Annotated in this window: 15 protein-coding genes; 12 read left to right on the top strand and 3 right to left on the bottom strand. The window is 42.3% G+C overall.

Annotation, left to right across the window (positions count from 1 at the left end):
- The first annotated feature begins 51 nt into the window (after positions 1 to 51).
- From LA303_RS10480 to LA303_RS10455, 6 genes are all read left to right on the top strand, one after another.
- Positions 52 to 2,259, top strand: coding sequence for a RelA/SpoT family protein (locus tag LA303_RS10480; RefSeq protein WP_240525349.1), 2,208 nt, complete (start codon positions 52 to 54; stop codon positions 2,257 to 2,259).
- A 187-nt stretch (positions 2,260 to 2,446) separates the two neighbouring features.
- Positions 2,447 to 2,926, top strand: coding sequence for a Fur family transcriptional regulator (locus LA303_RS10475; RefSeq protein ID WP_240525348.1), 480 nt, complete (start codon positions 2,447 to 2,449; stop codon positions 2,924 to 2,926).
- A gap of 72 nt (positions 2,927 to 2,998) precedes the next feature.
- Complete coding sequence (locus tag LA303_RS10470) at positions 2,999 to 4,294, top strand: adenylosuccinate synthase (RefSeq protein ID WP_240525347.1); 1,296 nt, start codon at positions 2,999 to 3,001, stop codon at positions 4,292 to 4,294.
- A 159-nt stretch (positions 4,295 to 4,453) separates the two neighbouring features.
- On the top strand, positions 4,454 to 5,509 hold the full coding sequence (locus LA303_RS10465; RefSeq protein WP_240525345.1) for an endonuclease/exonuclease/phosphatase family protein: 1,056 nt from the start codon (positions 4,454 to 4,456) through the stop codon (positions 5,507 to 5,509).
- A gap of 111 nt (positions 5,510 to 5,620) precedes the next feature.
- Positions 5,621 to 6,649 carry an FAD:protein FMN transferase gene (locus tag LA303_RS10460; RefSeq protein ID WP_240525343.1) on the top strand — a complete coding sequence of 343 codons (1,029 nt, stop codon included), beginning with the start codon at positions 5,621 to 5,623 and terminating at the stop codon, positions 6,647 to 6,649.
- 99 nt (positions 6,650 to 6,748) lie between these two features.
- On the top strand, positions 6,749 to 7,183 hold the full coding sequence (locus LA303_RS10455; RefSeq protein ID WP_240525341.1) for a hypothetical protein: 435 nt from the start codon (positions 6,749 to 6,751) through the stop codon (positions 7,181 to 7,183).
- A gap of 68 nt (positions 7,184 to 7,251) precedes the next feature.
- Here LA303_RS10455 and LA303_RS10450 read toward each other — a convergent pair whose 3' ends face one another.
- Positions 7,252 to 7,494 (bottom strand): hypothetical protein, encoded by a 243-nt coding sequence (locus LA303_RS10450; RefSeq protein ID WP_240525339.1) that lies wholly within the window; start codon positions 7,492 to 7,494, stop codon positions 7,252 to 7,254.
- Positions 7,495 to 7,584: 90 nt separating this feature from the next.
- The gene (gene glmM, locus LA303_RS10445; protein WP_240525336.1) at positions 7,585 to 8,967 is read right to left on the bottom strand and encodes a phosphoglucosamine mutase; all 1,383 of its coding nucleotides are present in this window, start codon (positions 8,965 to 8,967) and stop codon (positions 7,585 to 7,587) included.
- 183 nt (positions 8,968 to 9,150) lie between these two features.
- On the opposite strand from glmM, the gene LA303_RS10440 reads away from it, so the two are divergent.
- The 6 genes from LA303_RS10440 (at position 9,151) to dapB (ending at position 15,310) form a co-directional block, all read left to right on the top strand.
- Positions 9,151 to 10,563 carry a tetratricopeptide repeat protein gene (locus LA303_RS10440; protein ID WP_240525334.1) on the top strand — a complete coding sequence of 471 codons (1,413 nt, stop codon included), beginning with the start codon at positions 9,151 to 9,153 and terminating at the stop codon, positions 10,561 to 10,563.
- Between the two features lie 23 nt (positions 10,564 to 10,586).
- Positions 10,587 to 11,360: a phosphosulfolactate synthase gene (locus tag LA303_RS10435; RefSeq protein WP_240525332.1), complete on the top strand. Its 774-nt coding sequence runs from the start codon at positions 10,587 to 10,589 to the stop codon at positions 11,358 to 11,360.
- A 64-nt stretch (positions 11,361 to 11,424) separates the two neighbouring features.
- Positions 11,425 to 12,801 (top strand): aldehyde dehydrogenase, encoded by a 1,377-nt coding sequence (locus LA303_RS10430; protein ID WP_240525330.1) that lies wholly within the window; start codon positions 11,425 to 11,427, stop codon positions 12,799 to 12,801.
- Between the two features lie 50 nt (positions 12,802 to 12,851).
- Positions 12,852 to 13,790 (top strand): DUF368 domain-containing protein, encoded by a 939-nt coding sequence (locus LA303_RS10425; RefSeq protein WP_240525328.1) that lies wholly within the window; start codon positions 12,852 to 12,854, stop codon positions 13,788 to 13,790.
- A gap of 21 nt (positions 13,791 to 13,811) precedes the next feature.
- A complete protein-coding gene (locus LA303_RS10420; RefSeq protein WP_240525325.1) occupies positions 13,812 to 14,576 on the top strand; it encodes a shikimate dehydrogenase family protein in 765 nt (254 codons plus the stop codon).
- Positions 14,573 to 15,310, top strand: coding sequence for a 4-hydroxy-tetrahydrodipicolinate reductase (gene dapB, locus LA303_RS10415; protein WP_240525323.1), 738 nt, complete (start codon positions 14,573 to 14,575; stop codon positions 15,308 to 15,310). The genes LA303_RS10420 and dapB overlap by 4 nt, the downstream gene beginning before the upstream one ends.
- A 69-nt stretch (positions 15,311 to 15,379) precedes the next feature.
- Here dapB and LA303_RS10410 read toward each other — a convergent pair whose 3' ends face one another.
- A complete protein-coding gene (locus tag LA303_RS10410) occupies positions 15,380 to 17,776 on the bottom strand; it encodes a glycosyl hydrolase family 18 protein (RefSeq protein ID WP_240525321.1) in 2,397 nt (798 codons plus the stop codon).
- Positions 17,777 to 17,802: the final 26 nt, after the last annotated feature.

Here is a 17,802-nt window from a genome sequence, read left to right as displayed (position 1 = left end):
CACAACATAAAAAAAACTTAATTTTGTAGCTGTTGACCGGACAGTTTGTGAATGAAAAAATTAACAACAGAAGAAGAAAGGCAGGAAATCCTGCGCCAATATCGTCATTTGATTGACGTTTGGACTACCCGTAAGGAAACCAAAGACTTGTGGGATGTGCGAAAAGCCTTTCGTATGGCTGCCGAAGCCCACAAAGATATGCGGCGGAAATCGGGTGAACCGTACATCATGCATCCGATTGCTGTAGCTACTATTGTGGCGGGTGAAATGGGGCTGGGGCGGACTTCTATTATCTCGGCATTATTGCATGATACCGTGGAAGATACCGATATTACCCTTGAAGATGTGGAGAAAATGTTCGGTCAGAAAGTGTCGCGAATTATTGATGGCCTTACCAAAATTGATGAGATCTCCGATAACAATTCCACGGCCCAATCGGCTACGCTGAAAAAAATTATCCTGACGCTGTCAGATGATGTGCGGGTGATTCTTGTAAAACTCGCTGATCGTCTGCACAACTTAAGAACGCTGGATGTGATGCCGCGTAACAAGCAGTTACGTATAGCTTCAGAAACACTCTACATCTATGCTCCATTGGCTTATCGTCTTGGATTTTTTGCAGTGAAGAGCGAGCTGGAAGAACTCTCATTCCGGTATTCGCAGCCGGAATTGTATGAAGAAATCAAAAAGGAAATTGATGCTGCCCGGTCAGAGCGATACCGTTATCTGAATGATTTTATGGTTCCTATCCGGAAAGCTTTGAACGAAAAAGGGCTGAAGTTTGAATTGCTCATCAACGAAAAAACAACCTATTCGGTTTGGAAAAAAATGCGGCGTCTTGAATTGCCTTTTGAGCAGATTTACAATACTTTCAGTTTGGACATCATTGTAGATGTGGAATCGGAAGATGAAAGTCTGGAGTGTTGGGCTGTTTATTCGGAACTGGCAAAAATTTACAAACCGAACAACAAAAGGTTACGTGACTGGATGAGTACCCCTAAGGCCAATGGCTATGAAGCAATTCATACTACAGTAATGGGACCTCAGGGACAATGGGTGGCTGTTCATATTCGCAGCCGCCGTATGCAGGAAATTGCACAAAAAGGATATGCTGCTTACCTCAAATATAAAAAACAGGAGTCGTCACCCGGAAGTCTGGAACTGTGGCTGAAAAAAACCCGCGAACTGTTGAATGAAAACGACCAGAACGACGAGTCTATCAGCTTTATTGACGATTTTAAACAGGATCTTTTTTCGGATGAGATCTATGTTTTTACTCCTAAAGGAGATATGGTGAGCCTGCCCAAAGGGGCTACGGTATTGGATTTTGCTTATGCTATTCACAGCGACTTGGGAAACAGGGCCATTGGTGCGAATGTAAACCGGCAGGTGAAAACCATCGATTCGAAATTGCGTAGTGGTGACCAGGTAGAAATTATTACTTCTCAGATTGCAGAACCACAGGAAGAATGGTATAAGAATGTGGTAACTGCCCGTGCTAAAACCAAGATTAAAGCAGCGCTGAAAAATAAAAGGAAAACTTACCGGGAAGCCGGCGAGAAAAAACTACAGGAGTATTTCTCCCAACTGAAAATTGAAATGGGAAACCAGCCGGTTCAGACCCTGATGAAGGAGCTGGAAATTACCAGCCCGATTGATTTTTATTATTACCTCGCCATGGGGGAAATCGGCAAGGAAGATATCCGGCGAATCTTATTGCCCGAAGAAGATAAATCAAGATGGTTTAGCAGCTTGCGTATTCCTTTTATTAATCGTTCATCAAAGTCATCAGCTTCTGATGAATCACCGGTAACCCAAAAAACAGGAAAGGTGCAGGAGCCGGGAAAAGAATACCTGGTATCCTCTTGTTGTCATCCGGTGCCCGGAGATAACGTTATTGCGCTGGAGCTCCCTTCGGGGCGAACAGAGGTGCATCGTACCGATTGCGAAAAAGCCATCCAGTTAATGTCGGTTTATGGCCGGAATATTCTGAAATCGGAATGGAAACCGCAGGAAGGGAAAACCTATCTGGCTCTTTTGCATATCACGGCCAAAGACCGTCCCGGCTTGCTCAACACCATTACCGAGATCATTTCCATGAAGTATCAGCTTGACATGAATGCCATTAACATGTATTCGCATGAAGGACTCGTGTTTATCGATATAAAAATCTTTGTTCCCGATTTGCTTACTTTAAAAAAGCTGATTTCTTCACTGAGTAAAGTTTCGCAGGTAATCAAAGTTGTACGAACTTTTTAATAAATGTTTTACGTTTATTGTTTTGGCTACGGGGATGGGGAATAAAAAAGCAGAATACAGATTTTCCGAATTACGATATTCAAAACGGTTCGTGGCAGAGAATAAAAATTTAAAAAATATTATTTCTATTTAAACTGTTTAAATATAATTTGCTTATTTTTACAGCGCAAAACTTTATGATGCGAATATGAAACAGGAAACGAAAAAAGACACTTTTGAAAAGGTAAAAAAGGTATTTACCGAATATCTTGATTCCAGGGGACACAGGAAGACTCCCGAGCGCTATACCATTCTGAAAGAAATTTATGCTACCGACGGTCACTTTGATATAGAGACGTTGTACATTCGCATGAAAAACAACAAATACCGTGTAAGTCGAGCCACTTTATACAATACCATTGAACTCTTGCTTGATTGCAATTTGGTTACCAAACATCAGTTTGGAAACAACTGTGCCCAGTTTGAACGGTCGTTTAAATACAAACAACACGATCATTTTGTGTGTATGGATGATGGTACGGTCCTTGAGTTTTGCGATCCGCGTATTCACGAAATCCAAAAGTCGGTAGAAGAACTCCTTGGGGTAAAAGTGGCTTATCACTCTTTAACCTTTTACGGCAAATGTCCGGAAGATGCCAAGGAAAAAGCTTCGGGTCAGAAATCGTGATTTCTGAAACAAAGATTTAATCCGGGTTGTACGGGTGTGAACCTTTTCTTGAAACACCGTTAAAAATTGAACATGGAAGCAAAAACAGATGTACTTCTTGGCCTGCAATGGGGCGATGAAGGAAAAGGTAAAATTGTGGACTTCCTTACCCCGCATTATGATGTGGTTGCCCGGTTTCAGGGAGGGCCTAACGCCGGACACACCATCGAATTTGAAAACCGGAAGTTTGTTTTGCATACAATTCCTTCTGGTGTTTTTATTCCGGAAACCATCAATGTTATTGGAAGCGGTGTACTGATCGATCCTTATATTTTTGATCAGGAAGTACAGTCATTAAAGTCATCTGGTGTTGATTTATTACAACAGGTGCTGATTTCCCGGAAAGCCCATCTGATTTTGCCTGCTCACCGGCTTTTAGATGCCGTGTACGAAAAAGCAAAAGGAAAAGAAAAAATCGGATCCACGTTGAAAGGAATCGGCCCGGCTTATACCGATAAAACGGCACGGAAAGGATTGCGTGTGGGTGATCTGGAACTTCCCGGTTTCCCGAATCGTTATCAGAATTTGCGGGAACAACATCTGCAGATAGCTTCGTTGTATGATTCGAATCCGGAAGAAGTGGTGATTGAAGGGCTTCCCTTTAAAGAATATGAAGAAGAGTGGCTGAAAAAGCTGGAAACCTTAAATCGGTTTAAAAAAACCGATAGTGAATATTTCTTAAATCAGGCTCTGAAGAGTGGAAAGTCAGTTTTGGCAGAAGGGGCACAGGGAACATTGCTGGATGTGGATTTTGGAGCTTATCCTTTTGTTACCTCGTCAAATACTACGGTAGCAGGTGTTTGTAGCGGTTTGGGAATCCCTCCGTCCGAAATTGGAAAAGTGTATGGCATTTTTAAAGCCTATTGTACCCGTGTGGGCAGTGGCCCTTTTCCAACAGAACTCTTTGATGAAACAGGGCAACGCTTGCGCGAAAAAGGTCATGAGTTTGGTGCCACTACCGGTCGTCCGCGGCGTTGTGGCTGGCTTGACCTTCCTGCTCTGAAATATGCCATTATGCTGAACGGCGTTACCGAACTGAAAATGATGAAAGCCGATGTTTTATCGGGCTTTAGCGAAATTAAAGTGGCGGTGGCTTACCGGGTCAATGGAAAAGAAACCAATAAATTACCGTTTGATATGGACCGGACGGTCATAGAACCGGTTTATCAATCTTTTGAAGGCTGGAATGATGAGCTGGAAAAAGCAAAAACATTTAATGACCTGCCTCCGGCATTAAAAAATTATATCCGCTTTATTGAAACCGAAACCGGAGTGCCGGTAAGTTTGGTTTCAACGGGTCCTGACCGAAGCCAGACCATTGTAAAGTAAACGGGCTTTTGTCGAAAAGCAGTTTATGCAAACGTCTGCAGTCCACTTGTTTTTGTTCCGGAATTCTTTTGATTTTTTTAACATTTTATTCCTAATTCGGTATTGTTGGCCGGTAAATGATTAATTTTGCCGCGGAAAATTCATGAATCATCCTGTAAAATGAAAAAATATTTTATTGGTATTGTACTTTTTATAGCCATTTTGACCTACCTGGTTTCGTCTTGCCGGAAAGATGAGATGAAACCTTTTTCGGTGGCGTTTTATAATGTGGAAAATTTGTTTGATACCATTGACAATCCGAACACACGCGACAACGATCATTTACCTGACAGTAAAATTCCCTGGAACACAAAACGGTATAAAACCAAATTGGAACACATTGCCAAAGTAATGGCTGCGATGAATGCTCCGGGGTTTCCTACGGTTTTTGGATTGGCTGAGGTAGAGAACAAGCAGGTTGTAGAAGATTTGATCCATACCGGCAAATTAAAAGATGCCCATTACAAAATCTTGCATAAAGACAGTCCGGATGAGCGGGGAATTGATGTGGCATTATTGTATCAGCCTAAAATTTACAAGCCGGTAAAAACACGGTTTATCCGTATCCGTTTTCCTTCTGAACCGGATAATCCCACCCGCGATATTCTTTATTCAAAAGGATTGGTTTATGGCATGGATACGATCCATATTTTTGTGAATCACTGGGTTTCGCGTTATGGTGGAAAAGAAAAGACGGATGCTTTACGCCGTTTTACCGGACATATGTTGCGCCTGTTGGCGGATTCTATTTTTAATGTGGATCCCAATGCCAATATCCTGATTATGGGCGATCTGAATGATAATCCGACAGATAAAAGCCTTACCGAAGGACTGGGCGCCATAGAGCCACGGCCACCATTTGCTAAAAAAAGATTGTACAATCTGGCTATTCTTCCTTACAAAGCCGGAAAAGGTTCGCTTTATTACAAACACTGGGATTTATTTGATCAGGTAATTGTTTCCACTGCACTGGTAGGCGGTTATAATGGAATCAAAACCGATGTTAACCAGGAAGAAGTTTTCAAAAAAGACTGGATGTTGTATCATCCGAAAAAAGGGCCGGCTGTGCCTAACCGTACGGCAGGGAGACACTATTACGGGGGTTACAGCGACCACTTACCGGTTATGGTTAAAATGAAGGTGGACTTGAGTGGTGAGATATTCACCATCATTTAATGGATTTGAAAAAAGCCGGATTTTTGCCAACCGTGTTATTCCTGTAGAAAAATGTAGTTATTTTGTGGTGGAGCTAAAAAACCAATAACCACAATAGGGAAAATCGAAATGATGAAAAAAAGAATTTTTCTCACCACAATAGTTACAGTAGTTATAGCGGTTCTGTTTATGGTTTCCTGTAAACCCGACCGTACCATTCAGCCCATTCATCTTGTGGGCGAAGCACAGGGCACTTATTACAATATGGTGTATTACGATTCGCTTCACCGGAATCTTCACCGGCAGGTTGATTCTATTCTGAAAGCATTTGACCGTTCGGTTTCGTTGTGGGTGCCTACTTCTATCATCTCGCGGGTAAACCGAAACGATACCTCGGTGGTGCTGGATGACTATTTTGTGGGAAATTTTAAAGATTCTCAGGAAGTAAGTAAAGCCACCGACGGCGCTTTTGATATGACGGTGGGCCCTTTGGTCGAAGCCTGGGGTTTTGGCTTTAAGAGCCGTGAAAAGGTGGGGAAAAAGATTGTGGATAGCCTTTTGCCTTTGGTGGGATATCAAAAAATCAAGCTGATCAATGGAAAAGTGGTGAAAGCAGATCCCCGCATGCAAATTGATTTTAATGGAATTGCACAGGGGTATTCCGATGACGTTATCGGGAAATTTTTTGATCATTTGGGAATTCATAATTATCTGATTGATATTGGCGGAGAAGTAAAAGCCAAAGGAACGAAACCAGACGGGAAATATTGGCGTGTAGGGATTGAAAAACCGTCTGCCGACAGTGTTTCGCCCCGAACCCTGAAAGCAGTAATCGTTTTACATAACCGCTCGGTAGCCACTTCGGGAAGCTACCGGAAATATTATGTGGTTAATGGAATTCGTTATTCCCATACCATTGATCCTAAAACCGGATATCCGGTTCAGCACTCGCTTTTAAGCGTGTCTGTACTGGCAAAAAATACAGCCCTTGCCGATGCTTATGCTACGGCTTTTATGGTGATGGGATATAAAAAATCCCGTGCTTTTGTGGAAAAGCACCCCGATTTGGATGCCATGTTTATCTGGTCAGCCAAAGACGGACGGTTTAAAACGTATGCTACACCGGGTTTTCGAAAGCTTATTGTAGAGAAATTTAATTAGCCCGATAGCGTGCCCGGAATTTTATATCGGAAAATGAAGACTTTCAGCATATTGCTGATTTCATAAAAATGATTACTTTTGAAATAAAAATATAGACGCATGAAAAAAGGAATCCTGTTTTTTATTTTTCTTCTGAGTGGTTTTTTATTACAGGCCCAGGATAGCACGATGACCGATTTATCCATAGCCAAAAAACTGGTCAGTCAAGATTATCCCAGTGTGAAAGATGCGCTCAATTCGCTCGGACTTACTTTTCAAATGATTAAGGAAAAATCGCGTAAAGCCTCTGCTTTTGTGGAAGGAAGTAAAAATAATATGAAGAAATGGGAGTTTGAAATGAAACGGGGCGATGAAAAAGATACCAAACGGATTACGGATATTATCATTTATTACGATATGCGGAATGGCGGTGATTTTTTCGATCTGCACCAGTACAACGAACCTCCTAAAAAAGAGATGATTAACGGTAGAAGGGTGAAATTTAAACTGTCACGCGGGAAAAAGGAAAGTACCCTTGAAGTGATGGTGAAGTAAGGCGTTGACTTGAAAAGCTTGATGTGTGTTTTTAGAATACTCTTCGCGTTGGCTTTTCAAAATTATTGCTAAAACAGATCGAGTTCCTGATTGTTTTCTTCGAAAATATCAAGCTGATTTGCTGTAACATAATATTTTGGAGGAACCTCTTCTGAAAAATTTTCAGTATAATTCCGGATGCTTTTCTTTATCAGTTTTATGGGGGTTGTCTTTCGTGCTTTACAGTAATTTTTTAATGATTTCATCTGTTTGGCCGAAAGTTTGAACGTGACGGTTTTAAAAGCATTCTTTTTGCTGCGTACTTTTCGCATGGCGGAGAAAGATTTTTCCGCATAAAGATAAAAAATATTTCGGACTGTTTATGAGATTCCCGGTTTGCCAGGGAAACAAAAGCCGGTTTCCTATTCTTCGGTGATGGCTTTCATTACCTTTTGTGCATATGCATCTGCTTTTTCGCGTGAAACCGATTCGGCATAAATACGAAGAATCGGTTCGGTGTTGGAAGTTCGTAAATGGACCCAGCCATCCGGAAATTCAATTTTTAATCCGTCGATGTCAATAATAGGAAACCCGGTGTATATTTTTCTGAGTTTTTCGAAAAGCTGCTTTACATTCATTTCCGGTTTAAGGGTTATCTTGTTTTTCGAAATGAAGTAATCGGGATACAATTTCCGCAGTTCGGATATTTTTATTTTCTTTTGGGCAAGATGGGTAAGGAAAAGAGCGGTTCCTACCAGCGCATCTCTTCCGTAATGTAAAGCAGGATAAATTACTCCGCCGTTGCCTTCTCCGCCGATAACCGCATGGGTTTCTTTCATCTTGGCAACAACATTTACTTCGCCTACGGCAGCAGCATAATATTTTCCTCCGGCTTTTTCGGTAATGTCGCGTAAAGCGCGGGTCGAAGATAAGTTCGATACCGTATTTCCCGGAGTTTGTTGTAAAATGTAATCTGCCACGGCTACCAAAGTGTATTCTTCACCAAACATTTGACCATTTTCCATGATAAAAGCCAGCCGGTCCACATCAGGATCAACGACAATGCCCAAATCAGCTTTTTCTTCGACTACTTTTTTGGCAATTTCCGTCAGGTTCTCCGGAAGGGGTTCCGGGTTATGGGCAAAATCTCCGGTGGGCTCACAGTTGAGCTCAATTACTTCTTTTACGCCCAATGCTTTTAATAACCTGGGAATGGCAATTCCCCCGGTGGAGTTTACGGCATCAACAACAATCCGGAAACCGGCCTTTGAAATAATATCCCGGTTTACGGATTTTAGCTGTAAAACGGCATCGATATGTTTGTCAATCAGGGTATTGTCACGATTTATTTTACCCAGTTTTTCCACCGGAGCAAATTCATAATCATTTTGTTCGGCAATTTCCAAAACTTTTTGTCCTTCTGCGGCATTTAAAAATTCTCCGTTTTCGTTCAACAGTTTAAGGGCATTCCATTGTTTGGGATTGTGGCTTGCTGTAAGAATGATTCCTCCTTGCGATTGTGTTTGAACAACAGCCATTTCCACTGTTGGCGTGGTAGAAAATCCGGCAAGAATAACATTTACTCCCATGGCTGCTGCTGTTTGTACAACCAGTCCTTCGACCATTTCTCCCGAAATACGCGCATCGCGACCAACCACAATTTGCAGTGCGGTTTTTTGATGTTTTTGTTGTTGAAAACGCAGATAAGCTGCCGTGAATTTAACAATATCTAAAGGGGTCAGGTTATCTCCCGGTTTTCCGCCAATGGTGCCCCGGATGCCAGAAATGGATTTTATTAATGTCATGATGATGTTGGGTTGTAAAGTTAACTTTTGCCCTTTTCTAAAGGGATGGAGCAAAATTAAGGAAATATATTGCCTTACCAGTAAAAAGATTGTTTATTTTCGCTTAAAGATAAAAAGATTGTATGGCTGGAAAAGGATTTTGTGAAGGGATTAATCGTAAATTTGCAGCAGAATTGAATGGGTATGGATGAAGAATTAGAATGGCAGCCCGATGAAGAGACCGGGGCCTTGATTAATCGTTTTGAAACGTCACTTGAATCAGGTGAGGGGCTTTTCTTTGATGTGGAAGAGTTTGAGGCGATTATCGATTATTATTTGGATATTCAGCAAACAGGCATGACCAGGATGGCTCTTGACCGGGCCAAAGCACAGCACCCAACATGCAGCTCGTTGAAAATCAGGGAAGCCCGGTTGCTTACCCAGGAGTCCAAATATCATCAGGCTTTGAAAATTCTCAACGATCTGGATGAACTGGAAAAAGGAAACGAAGAGCTGCATTTTGCCAAAGCTGAGATTTACAGCATGATGGATAAACATCAGGAAGCTATTGATGCTTTTAAAAAAGTGCTGGAAACCACTGAGCGTCCTGAAGAAGTTTATTCTAACATTGCTTATGAATACGAAAGTCTGAATGATTATCCCAATGCTTTGCGTTATTTGACCAAAGCTTTGGAGCTGCAACCCGAATCGGAGGAGCTGATCCAGGAAATCGCTTTTTTCTTTGAACTGACCGGTCGTGAAGAAGAAGCCATAGAGTTTTTTGGCCATTTTATTGACCGGCATCCTTATTCCAAAATGGCCTGGTTTAACTTGGGTATTTTTTACAGTAACCTGGAGTTGTATGAAAGAGCCATTCAGGCTTATGAATTTGCAGTGGCCATTGATGAGAAGTTTTCGTCGGCTTATTTTAACATGGCCAATGCATACACCAATATGCACCAGTACCACAAAGCCATTCAGCTGTATGAAGAAACACTGAAACTGGAAAAACCCGATGCCATTACCTATTGTTACATTGCGGAGTCGTGGGAAAATCTGAACGAGATAGAAAAAGCCCTGATTTATTATAACCGGGCATTGGATATTGATGATAAGTTAGCAGAAGCCTGGGGCGGCGTGGCGCGTGTTTTTGTCCGTCAGAAGATGGAGAAAACAGCAGTAAAATATTATGAGAAAGCCATAGAGCTGGCCCCAAATCAGTATGACCTGAAATTTGAGCTGGCACTTTTGCTTTTGCGAAATAATCAGCTTGAGGAAGCCGCAAAACTTTTTGATGATGTGGTTCAGAATAATGAGCATGATGTGGAATCGTGGCTGAATTATTCGCTGGTGCTGGCACTGCAGGAGAAATTTTCTGAGGCTGTTAAATTGTTGGGACAAGCGTTAAAACATAATCCTGATGATGCCCGTATTCGTTACCGGCGTGCCGGTTATCTTTACCGGATGGGAAAAGTGGAAGAAGCGTATTATGATATTGAAGAAGCGGTAAAACTGAATTTCGACGAGCATGAGGAATTGCTGCGGTATCTTCCTGAATTACTGGATGAACCTCGCTTTGTTGAGATTCTTGATTTATATAAGAAACCCAATCGTTAACATAATAATATAAAATATTAAAAATGAAGTTTGCTTTACAATTTATTCCGGAAAGAGCTTCCCGTCCGCGTACCAAGGGGATAACCATGGTAATGGATAAAGGAATTGGTATGCATCAGGCTGAAGATTTGGTGGAAACAGCAGGAGATTTGATCGACTTGTTAAAACTCGGCTTCGGGACCTCTTACGTGAATCAGAAAATTAAGAAGAAAATAGCATTATACAAAAAGAACGGCATCCGGGTTTATCCGGGGGGTACTCTTTTTGAAGCCTTTGTAATTCGTAACCAGTTTGATGATTATCGCCGGTTTTTGGATAAACTGGGATTTGATGCGGCTGAAGTTTCTGACGGTTCTATGGAAATTGACCATGATGAAAAATGTGCTTACATCGAAAAACTTTCCAAAGACTTTTTGGTGGTTTCAGAAGTAGGTTCAAAAATTGCCGGACTTGAAATTCCTATTCCCCAGTGGGTTTCACAGATGAAAAGTGAACTGGAAGCCGGTTCGTTTAAAGTGATTGCCGAGGCCCGCGAGAGCGGTACAGTAGGAATTTATGATGTTCACGGAAAAGCCAATTTTGAGCTGATTAGTGAAATCTCAAATCATTTGCCACTGGATAAAATCTTGTGGGAAGCACCACAAAAATCGCAGCAGGTTTGGTTTATTAAACATTTCGGTGCTAATGTGAACCTGGGGAATATTGCTCCAACGGAAATTATTCCGCTCGAAACACTGCGTCTGGGCTTGCGCGGCGATACTTTTATGCACTTTTTGCCCGATGAGTTGAAACAATAAAGGCTTTGGGAAGATTCAGCGCTCATGAGGCCGGAATTTTTTCAATGTTTTAAAGATAAGCCGTATGGAAGAACCTTCTTTACAAGCATTATTTGAGCGTCAACAGCATTTTTTTGCTTCCGGAAAAACCCGGAAAGTAGAATTCAGAAAAGAAGCGCTGAAAAAACTGCGTGCGGCGATTTTAATGCATGAAGACGAGCTGTATGAAGCTTTGCAAAAAGATTTACACAAATCGCCTTTTGAGTCGTATGCGTCTGAAATTGGTTTTGTGCTGGAGGAACTTCGTTTCCATTTAAAAAAAATCGGTAAATGGACCCGGCCAAAAAGGGTGGCTTCTTCCATTGTGAGTTTTCCTGCTCAGGCAGTACTAACCTACGAACCGTTAGGAACAGTGCTTATTATTGCTCCCTGGAATTATCCGTTTCAATTGTTGATGGCTCCTCTTATCGGAGCCATATCCGCTGGGAATACAGCGATAGTAAAGCCATCCGAAATTGCTGAAAACACAGCTGAAGTGATGGCCAAACTGATTAACACGAGTTTTGAAAAAGAATATATCCATGTTGTGACGGGCGGAGTGGATGTTTCACAGACCCTGCTGAAGTTCAAATTCGACCATATTTTCTTTACAGGAAGTCCGCGGGTGGGAAAAATTGTGATGCAGGCCGCTGCAAAACAAATGGTTCCTGTTACACTTGAACTGGGCGGAAAGAGTCCGTGTATTGTGGATGAAACAGCCCCGTTGTCATTGACTGCTCGCCGGATTATTTGGGGAAAACTTTTAAATGCCGGGCAAACCTGTATCGCTCCCGATTATTTGCTGGTACACGAAAAGGTGAAAGACAAACTGTTGGATGCCTTGAAAAAAGCCATTCAGAAAGCTTATGGCCCGGATGCCCGAAAAAGTCCGGACTATCCGCGTATTATTACACCGGCCAATGTGGAACGATTGGCGGTTTTGATTCAGGATGCTAAAGTAGTTTATGGCGGAACATTTGATGTCAATGAAAGATATTTCGAGCCGACGTTACTTGATGAGGTTACTCCGGATATGCCGGTGATGCAGCAGGAGATCTTCGGGCCTGTTTTACCGGTGCTGACTTTTCGTGAGACAGAGGAAATTGTCCGGTTTGTGAATAGCCGGCCCCGTCCGTTGGCGTTGTATGTATTTTCACAAAACAAATCTTTCCGGAAAAAAATAGTGAAAGAAATTCCTGCCGGCGGGGTGACGGTAAACGATACGTTGATGCATATTGTGAGTAACCGGCTTCCTTTTGGTGGCGTGGGAAACAGTGGAATGGGGCAGTACCATGGAGTTTACAGTTTTCAGACTTTCTCCAATGCCAAGCCGGTAGTGAAAAGAGGAAACTGGCTGGATGTTCCTATCCGTTATGCCCCTTACGGGAAAAAACTGAAAATTTTGAAATTTTTGATGCGGTAAGTGTCTTTTGTAAAAAAGATGTTTGCCGGTTATATGGAAAAAGAATATCAATGAAAGAATATCTGAATTATTTGCTGAAGGGAATTGCAGTAGGAGTAGCCAATATTATTCCGGGAGTGTCCGGAGGTACCATTGCCCTGATCACCGGAATTTTTGAACGGCTGATTAATGCCATTAAAGCTTTTGACGGAAAAGCGCTGAAACTCCTTTTTACCGGACAATGGAAAGCCTTTGCCCGGAAAACCGATTTTTATTTTCTGTTTACTCTTTTTGTGGGAATTGCGCTGGCTATCGTTACCCTGGCGCGGGTTTTCGATTATCTTTTTAAAGATTATCCGGTTTACATCTGGTCTTATTTCTTTGGCCTGGTGCTGGCTTCTATTTATTTTGTGGCGAAGACCATCGAGCGGTGGAATGTTGTGGTTGTCCTGTTGTTTGTGGCCGGAACAGCCTTTGCTGTATTTGTTTCGTTGATTCATCCGGCAGCAGAGAACAGTAGTTTTTGGTATTTGTTTTTGTGTGGTGTTGTGGCCATTTGTAGTATGATTTTGCCCGGGTTGTCCGGTTCGTTTGTGATGATCCTGATGGGAAATTATCAGTTGGTGGCCATCCAGGCAATCAATGACCGCGATTTGGGTATTCTGCTTCCGGTAGCTTTGGGTGCCGTGATTGGTTTAGTGGCTTTCTCTCATGTGCTTTCGTGGGTTTTTAAACATTATAAAGATGAAACTATTGCCACACTTTCCGGATTTATTCTGGGATCGTTGAATGTGTTGTGGCCTTGGAAAACGGCTGAATACCTGAAAAATTCAGCGGGTGATTTTGTATTGAAACACGGGGAAAAGGTGATAGCCCGTTATGTGAGTGTTTTTCCGGAACATCTGGATAAACAGTTCTGGATTGCAGTAGGCGTGATGCTGTTAGGTGTAATTAGTATTACCGTTATTGAATTGATGGCTGGGAAAGAGTCAAAGGAAGAATTGGCGTAAAAAGGAGGATAGGGTTAGATTATGGAATTGTACGGACTTATTGGTAAAACATTGACACATTCCTTTTCGGGAGATTATTTTTTACGGAAATTTCAGGAAAAACGTATTGATGCCGTATATCGTTTATGGGAATGGGATACTTTGCCCGATTTGTATGATTTTGTTCGCCAAAATACTGATCTTCGGGGTTTTAATGTGACAATCCCGTATAAAAGGGCAGTTATTCAGTACATGGATAAACTGGATAAAGCTGCCGGACTTACCGGAAGTGTGAATGTGGTGAAAGTGAAGCGAAAAAAGGATAAAATATTTCTTCATGGATTTAATACGGATGTGATTGGTTTCGAACGTTCGTTGAAACCGTTAATCCAGGGACGTACCGGACTTCATGCCCTTATTTTAGGTTCTGGAGGGTCGGCTCATTCGGTAGCTTTCGTTTTGCGTAAGTTGGGTATTTATTTCACTTTTGTGACACGAAAGCCGAATAAGCTTGAAGCGGTGGGGTATAGCTGGATAACTCCTGAAGTGATGAAAAAGTGTAAACTGATTATTAATACCACCCCGCTGGGCATGTATCCAAATGTGGATGAAAAACCGGACATTCCTTATGATCTTTTGACTCCGGAACATGTTTTGTTTGATCTGATTTATAATCCTGCCGAAACACTTTTCTTGAAAAAAGGCCGGGAAAAAGGCGCTGTAACTAAAAATGGCCTGGAAATGTTAAAAATACAGGCTGATGAATCGTGGAAAATTTGGCATGCAAAATTGATATTGGGCTTATGAAGGTAATCATTTCTGGATATGGACGAATGGGAAAAATGGTGGAACAAGTGTGTCGCGAACGCGGGCACTCCATTGTTGATATATGGGATAATGCCTCCGATCGTGATAAGTTGTCAACTGTTCCTGATGGGGTGGTAGTGATTGATTTTTCTCTCCCGGAGTCGGCTGTGGAAAATATTTTGTTTTGTTTTCAGAAACAGATGCCGGTGATAACCGGTACTACCGGATGGTACCAACAACTTCCGGAAGTGAAAAAGATGGCTGAAAAGTTTAACGGAACCCTGTTCTATGCTCCCAATTTTAGTTTGGGAGTAAATGTTTTTTTTCAGCTGAACCGCTTGTTTGCCAGAATGATGACTTCGCTTACGGGTTACCGGGTTTCGGTTGAAGAAATTCATCATGTTCATAAGTTAGATGCTCCCAGCGGAACGGCTATCCGGATTGCCGAAGATATTTTGGTTTCGCACCCCGAATTCGATTCATGGCAAAATAGTCCGGATGTACCGGAGAACGTTTTACCGGTAATTTCAGTGCGGCAGGGGGAAGTGCCGGGAACCCATAAAGTAGTTTACGACTCGGATTCCGATACGCTTTCCATTAAACATGAAGCAAAAAACCGGAAAGGATTTGCTTTGGGCGCCGTGCTTGCTGCCGAGTTTGTTCAGGATAAGAAAGGCGTTTTTACCATGCGTGATTTTTTGATCGATCGGGGTTTTCCCCAAGAATTCTTATGATCCTTTCGTTGATTAATTTCTTGCGTATTAATAATTTCCGTCGTGTCTTGTAAGGCCATCAGTGTTTTTTTATTGCTTGATGATCTTGAAGCTTCCTTGATGACCTTTTTTGTCTGTAATCCGGATGATGTATAATCCTTTAGGAAGGAGACCAATGTTGATTCTGTTATTTTCTGTTTGGATTTCCTGTTTCCGGCCGTAAAGGTCAAATATTTCCACTTTCTTTAAATTGAGATGTTCCGGATTGGAAAGAATAATCTGGTCATGTGCCGGGTTAGGATAAATCCGTAATTGGGTTTGTACAGGATTTTCTTCCACCGGAAGCAAATCGTTGTATTTGCTTAAAATATAAGTGAGCAGTTTTTCTCTTTCGTTGTTATTGTATACTGCTTCAATGGGAAAAGCAAGGTATTCTATTCCTCCATTATCGGTTTTGTAACTTACTCCTGCTACACCGGTAGATGGCGCAATGCCCGGGTAGGTAAATGATTCTTTTGAACCGTTCAGGGGCTGGATTAAATCCGGATAGCCAATTTTTGTGATCCCGTGTGTTCCGTCATCAAAATGGTAAATAAACTGGTTGTTATCTTCGGCAGTGTATTCCTGATAACCGTCACCGGGCTTATCGGCAATATATTTGGCTTTAAAGTACTTTTCATAAAAGGCTTTGTCGGTAGCATCGCCTTTTTCTACCAAATCCCATCCTACTTCAGATCCGGAAACAATAAAAACCCCCTGATCATTGTCAATAAAATCTGCTACGCGGGCTTGTTCTGTTTTGTTAAAGGTGTCATCGGCAGTGCTTTCATCCAGTAACATCCAAATAATGAACTTGAAATTTTTCAAATTCACAACACCATCTTCAACCGCTTCGTTAGAAGCCTCGGAGAAGTCGTATTTTAACTGTGTCATAGGATACTTGTACTGGGTTATGGCGTCGAAACTGCGCCGTTCCACTCCGTCAACAATAAGAAATTTACGGGTGTTTCTCCCCGGCATGGCAGCCAGTACTTTGGTCATGGCAGATTCTCCCGATGCGTTGACCGATGAAATTTTAAAGTAATAGACCGAATCGGTGGTTAAACCGGAAACATTAAAAAGGGTGTCGGTAGTTTCTCCTACTTTTGTGTAATTTTCATTATCCGTACTTTCATAAATGTTGTATTTCTCAGAATAATTACCCGGTCTGAAAAGCAGGGTAACCGATGTGCTGTCTTTGATTAGTGCAGCAGGTGATTGGGGACGCGACGGAGAAGGGAGAACGGATCCTCCGAATTTGGTCCGGATCAGTTCCCACAATTCCTGCCGGCTTCCATCGTAGTTTAGTGCCCATATTCCTACGCCACCAAGGTTTTGGCTTAAAGCATAGTCGTATTTTTTACCCAGACTTTTATCATTGTCAATCCAAACCTGATTCCAGGTTCCGGACGACTCCCATTTGTACCAGGGCGTACTGGAAGCATAATCCCATAAAAATCCGCCATAATTTGGTGCGCTGACCGCAGCATCGCGATAGCGGGGTGTACTTATATAACTGGTTACAGCAGCGTAAGCTTCACCGGTGGAGGTTTCCCAGTGTTTTCCGTAATACGGAACGCCAAGGATGAGTTTCTGTGGATAATTTTTTAGGGGCAAACTGTACGTGTGTGTTAAATCATATTCTATGCAATGCCCGCCATTATTACTGGTAAGAGGGGCTACTGGCCCGGATGTGTTACTCCATGAACCATAATAATCATAGCCCATAATAAAAATATAATCCACACTTTGGGCCAATCCGTTCATGTCCCAACCACCCCAGTTTACTGCTGGTCCGTCAAACGAAACCTCTTTTCCCGGCAGGTTTGTATGAATATATTGTGTGAGTGCACTCATGAACTGATTCAGCAAGGTACCGCGATCATCACTGTTCATGGCTTCAAAATCAATATTTACACCGTCGAGTTGGTAGGTTGTGATGATATTTTTTATGTTTCTGAAAAGGTTGTCGCGGGCTCCGGCATCGGTAACCAGATTGTGGGCTACCGCAGATGCTTTTTCGCTGCCGCCAAAATTGGTAACGGCCATTATAACTTTAGTGCCTTTCGTGTGGGCGGCATTGATGACGTCGGTCCACGGCCAGGCTGACGGATTGGTGATATTTCCGGATGATGAGGTGACAAATGCAAACGCGGCTACATGAGTCAGCAGATCGTAATGCATGTCTGCATTGGCATCGTTGGTGTATTCCCAGTCGGGCATGAAACCAAAAACAATCTTTGAGAGGCTTTTGGTCTGTTTGCGGTGTTGCAGTGGAATGATCCCTTTGCCATGAATGTCGAACCGGCTGGGTAATTTTTCTCTTCTGCCGTAAAGCAGTTCTTCTGCCATGTGTTCTCCCATGGGTTGGGGAATTTGTGCTTTTGTCTGCAGGGTGATGAATGCCAGCAGGATAAGCAAGCCTTTAAAGGGTATCCATTTTTTCATGTGCCTGTTTTCTTGTAGGTAAGAGG

The organism is Candidatus Sulfidibacterium hydrothermale, assembly GCF_020149915.1.
In the GTDB taxonomy this organism is placed as follows: domain Bacteria; phylum Bacteroidota; class Bacteroidia; order Bacteroidales; family F082; genus Sulfidibacterium; species Sulfidibacterium hydrothermale.
Note: the sequence above shows the minus strand (reverse complement) of the source record. Positions and strands in the feature narration are given on the sequence as shown.

Coding starts and splice junctions, on each gene's coding strand:
- LA303_RS10480 (WP_240525349.1), top strand. CDS start 52: ATGAAAAAATTAACAACAGAAGAAGAAAGGCAGGAAATCCTGCGCCAA.
- LA303_RS10475 (WP_240525348.1), top strand. CDS start 2,447: ATGAAACAGGAAACGAAAAAAGACACTTTTGAAAAGGTAAAAAAGGTA.
- LA303_RS10470 (WP_240525347.1), top strand. CDS start 2,999: ATGGAAGCAAAAACAGATGTACTTCTTGGCCTGCAATGGGGCGATGAA.
- LA303_RS10465 (WP_240525345.1), top strand. CDS start 4,454: ATGAAAAAATATTTTATTGGTATTGTACTTTTTATAGCCATTTTGACC.
- LA303_RS10460 (WP_240525343.1), top strand. CDS start 5,621: ATGAAAAAAAGAATTTTTCTCACCACAATAGTTACAGTAGTTATAGCG.
- LA303_RS10455 (WP_240525341.1), top strand. CDS start 6,749: ATGAAAAAAGGAATCCTGTTTTTTATTTTTCTTCTGAGTGGTTTTTTA.
- LA303_RS10450 (WP_240525339.1), bottom strand. CDS start 7,494: ATGCGAAAAGTACGCAGCAAAAAGAATGCTTTTAAAACCGTCACGTTC.
- glmM (WP_240525336.1), bottom strand. CDS start 8,967: ATGACATTAATAAAATCCATTTCTGGCATCCGGGGCACCATTGGCGGA.
- LA303_RS10440 (WP_240525334.1), top strand. CDS start 9,151: ATGGATGAAGAATTAGAATGGCAGCCCGATGAAGAGACCGGGGCCTTG.
- LA303_RS10435 (WP_240525332.1), top strand. CDS start 10,587: ATGAAGTTTGCTTTACAATTTATTCCGGAAAGAGCTTCCCGTCCGCGT.
- LA303_RS10430 (WP_240525330.1), top strand. CDS start 11,425: ATGGAAGAACCTTCTTTACAAGCATTATTTGAGCGTCAACAGCATTTT.
- LA303_RS10425 (WP_240525328.1), top strand. CDS start 12,852: ATGAAAGAATATCTGAATTATTTGCTGAAGGGAATTGCAGTAGGAGTA.
- LA303_RS10420 (WP_240525325.1), top strand. CDS start 13,812: ATGGAATTGTACGGACTTATTGGTAAAACATTGACACATTCCTTTTCG.
- dapB (WP_240525323.1), top strand. CDS start 14,573: ATGAAGGTAATCATTTCTGGATATGGACGAATGGGAAAAATGGTGGAA.
- LA303_RS10410 (WP_240525321.1), bottom strand. CDS start 17,776: ATGAAAAAATGGATACCCTTTAAAGGCTTGCTTATCCTGCTGGCATTC.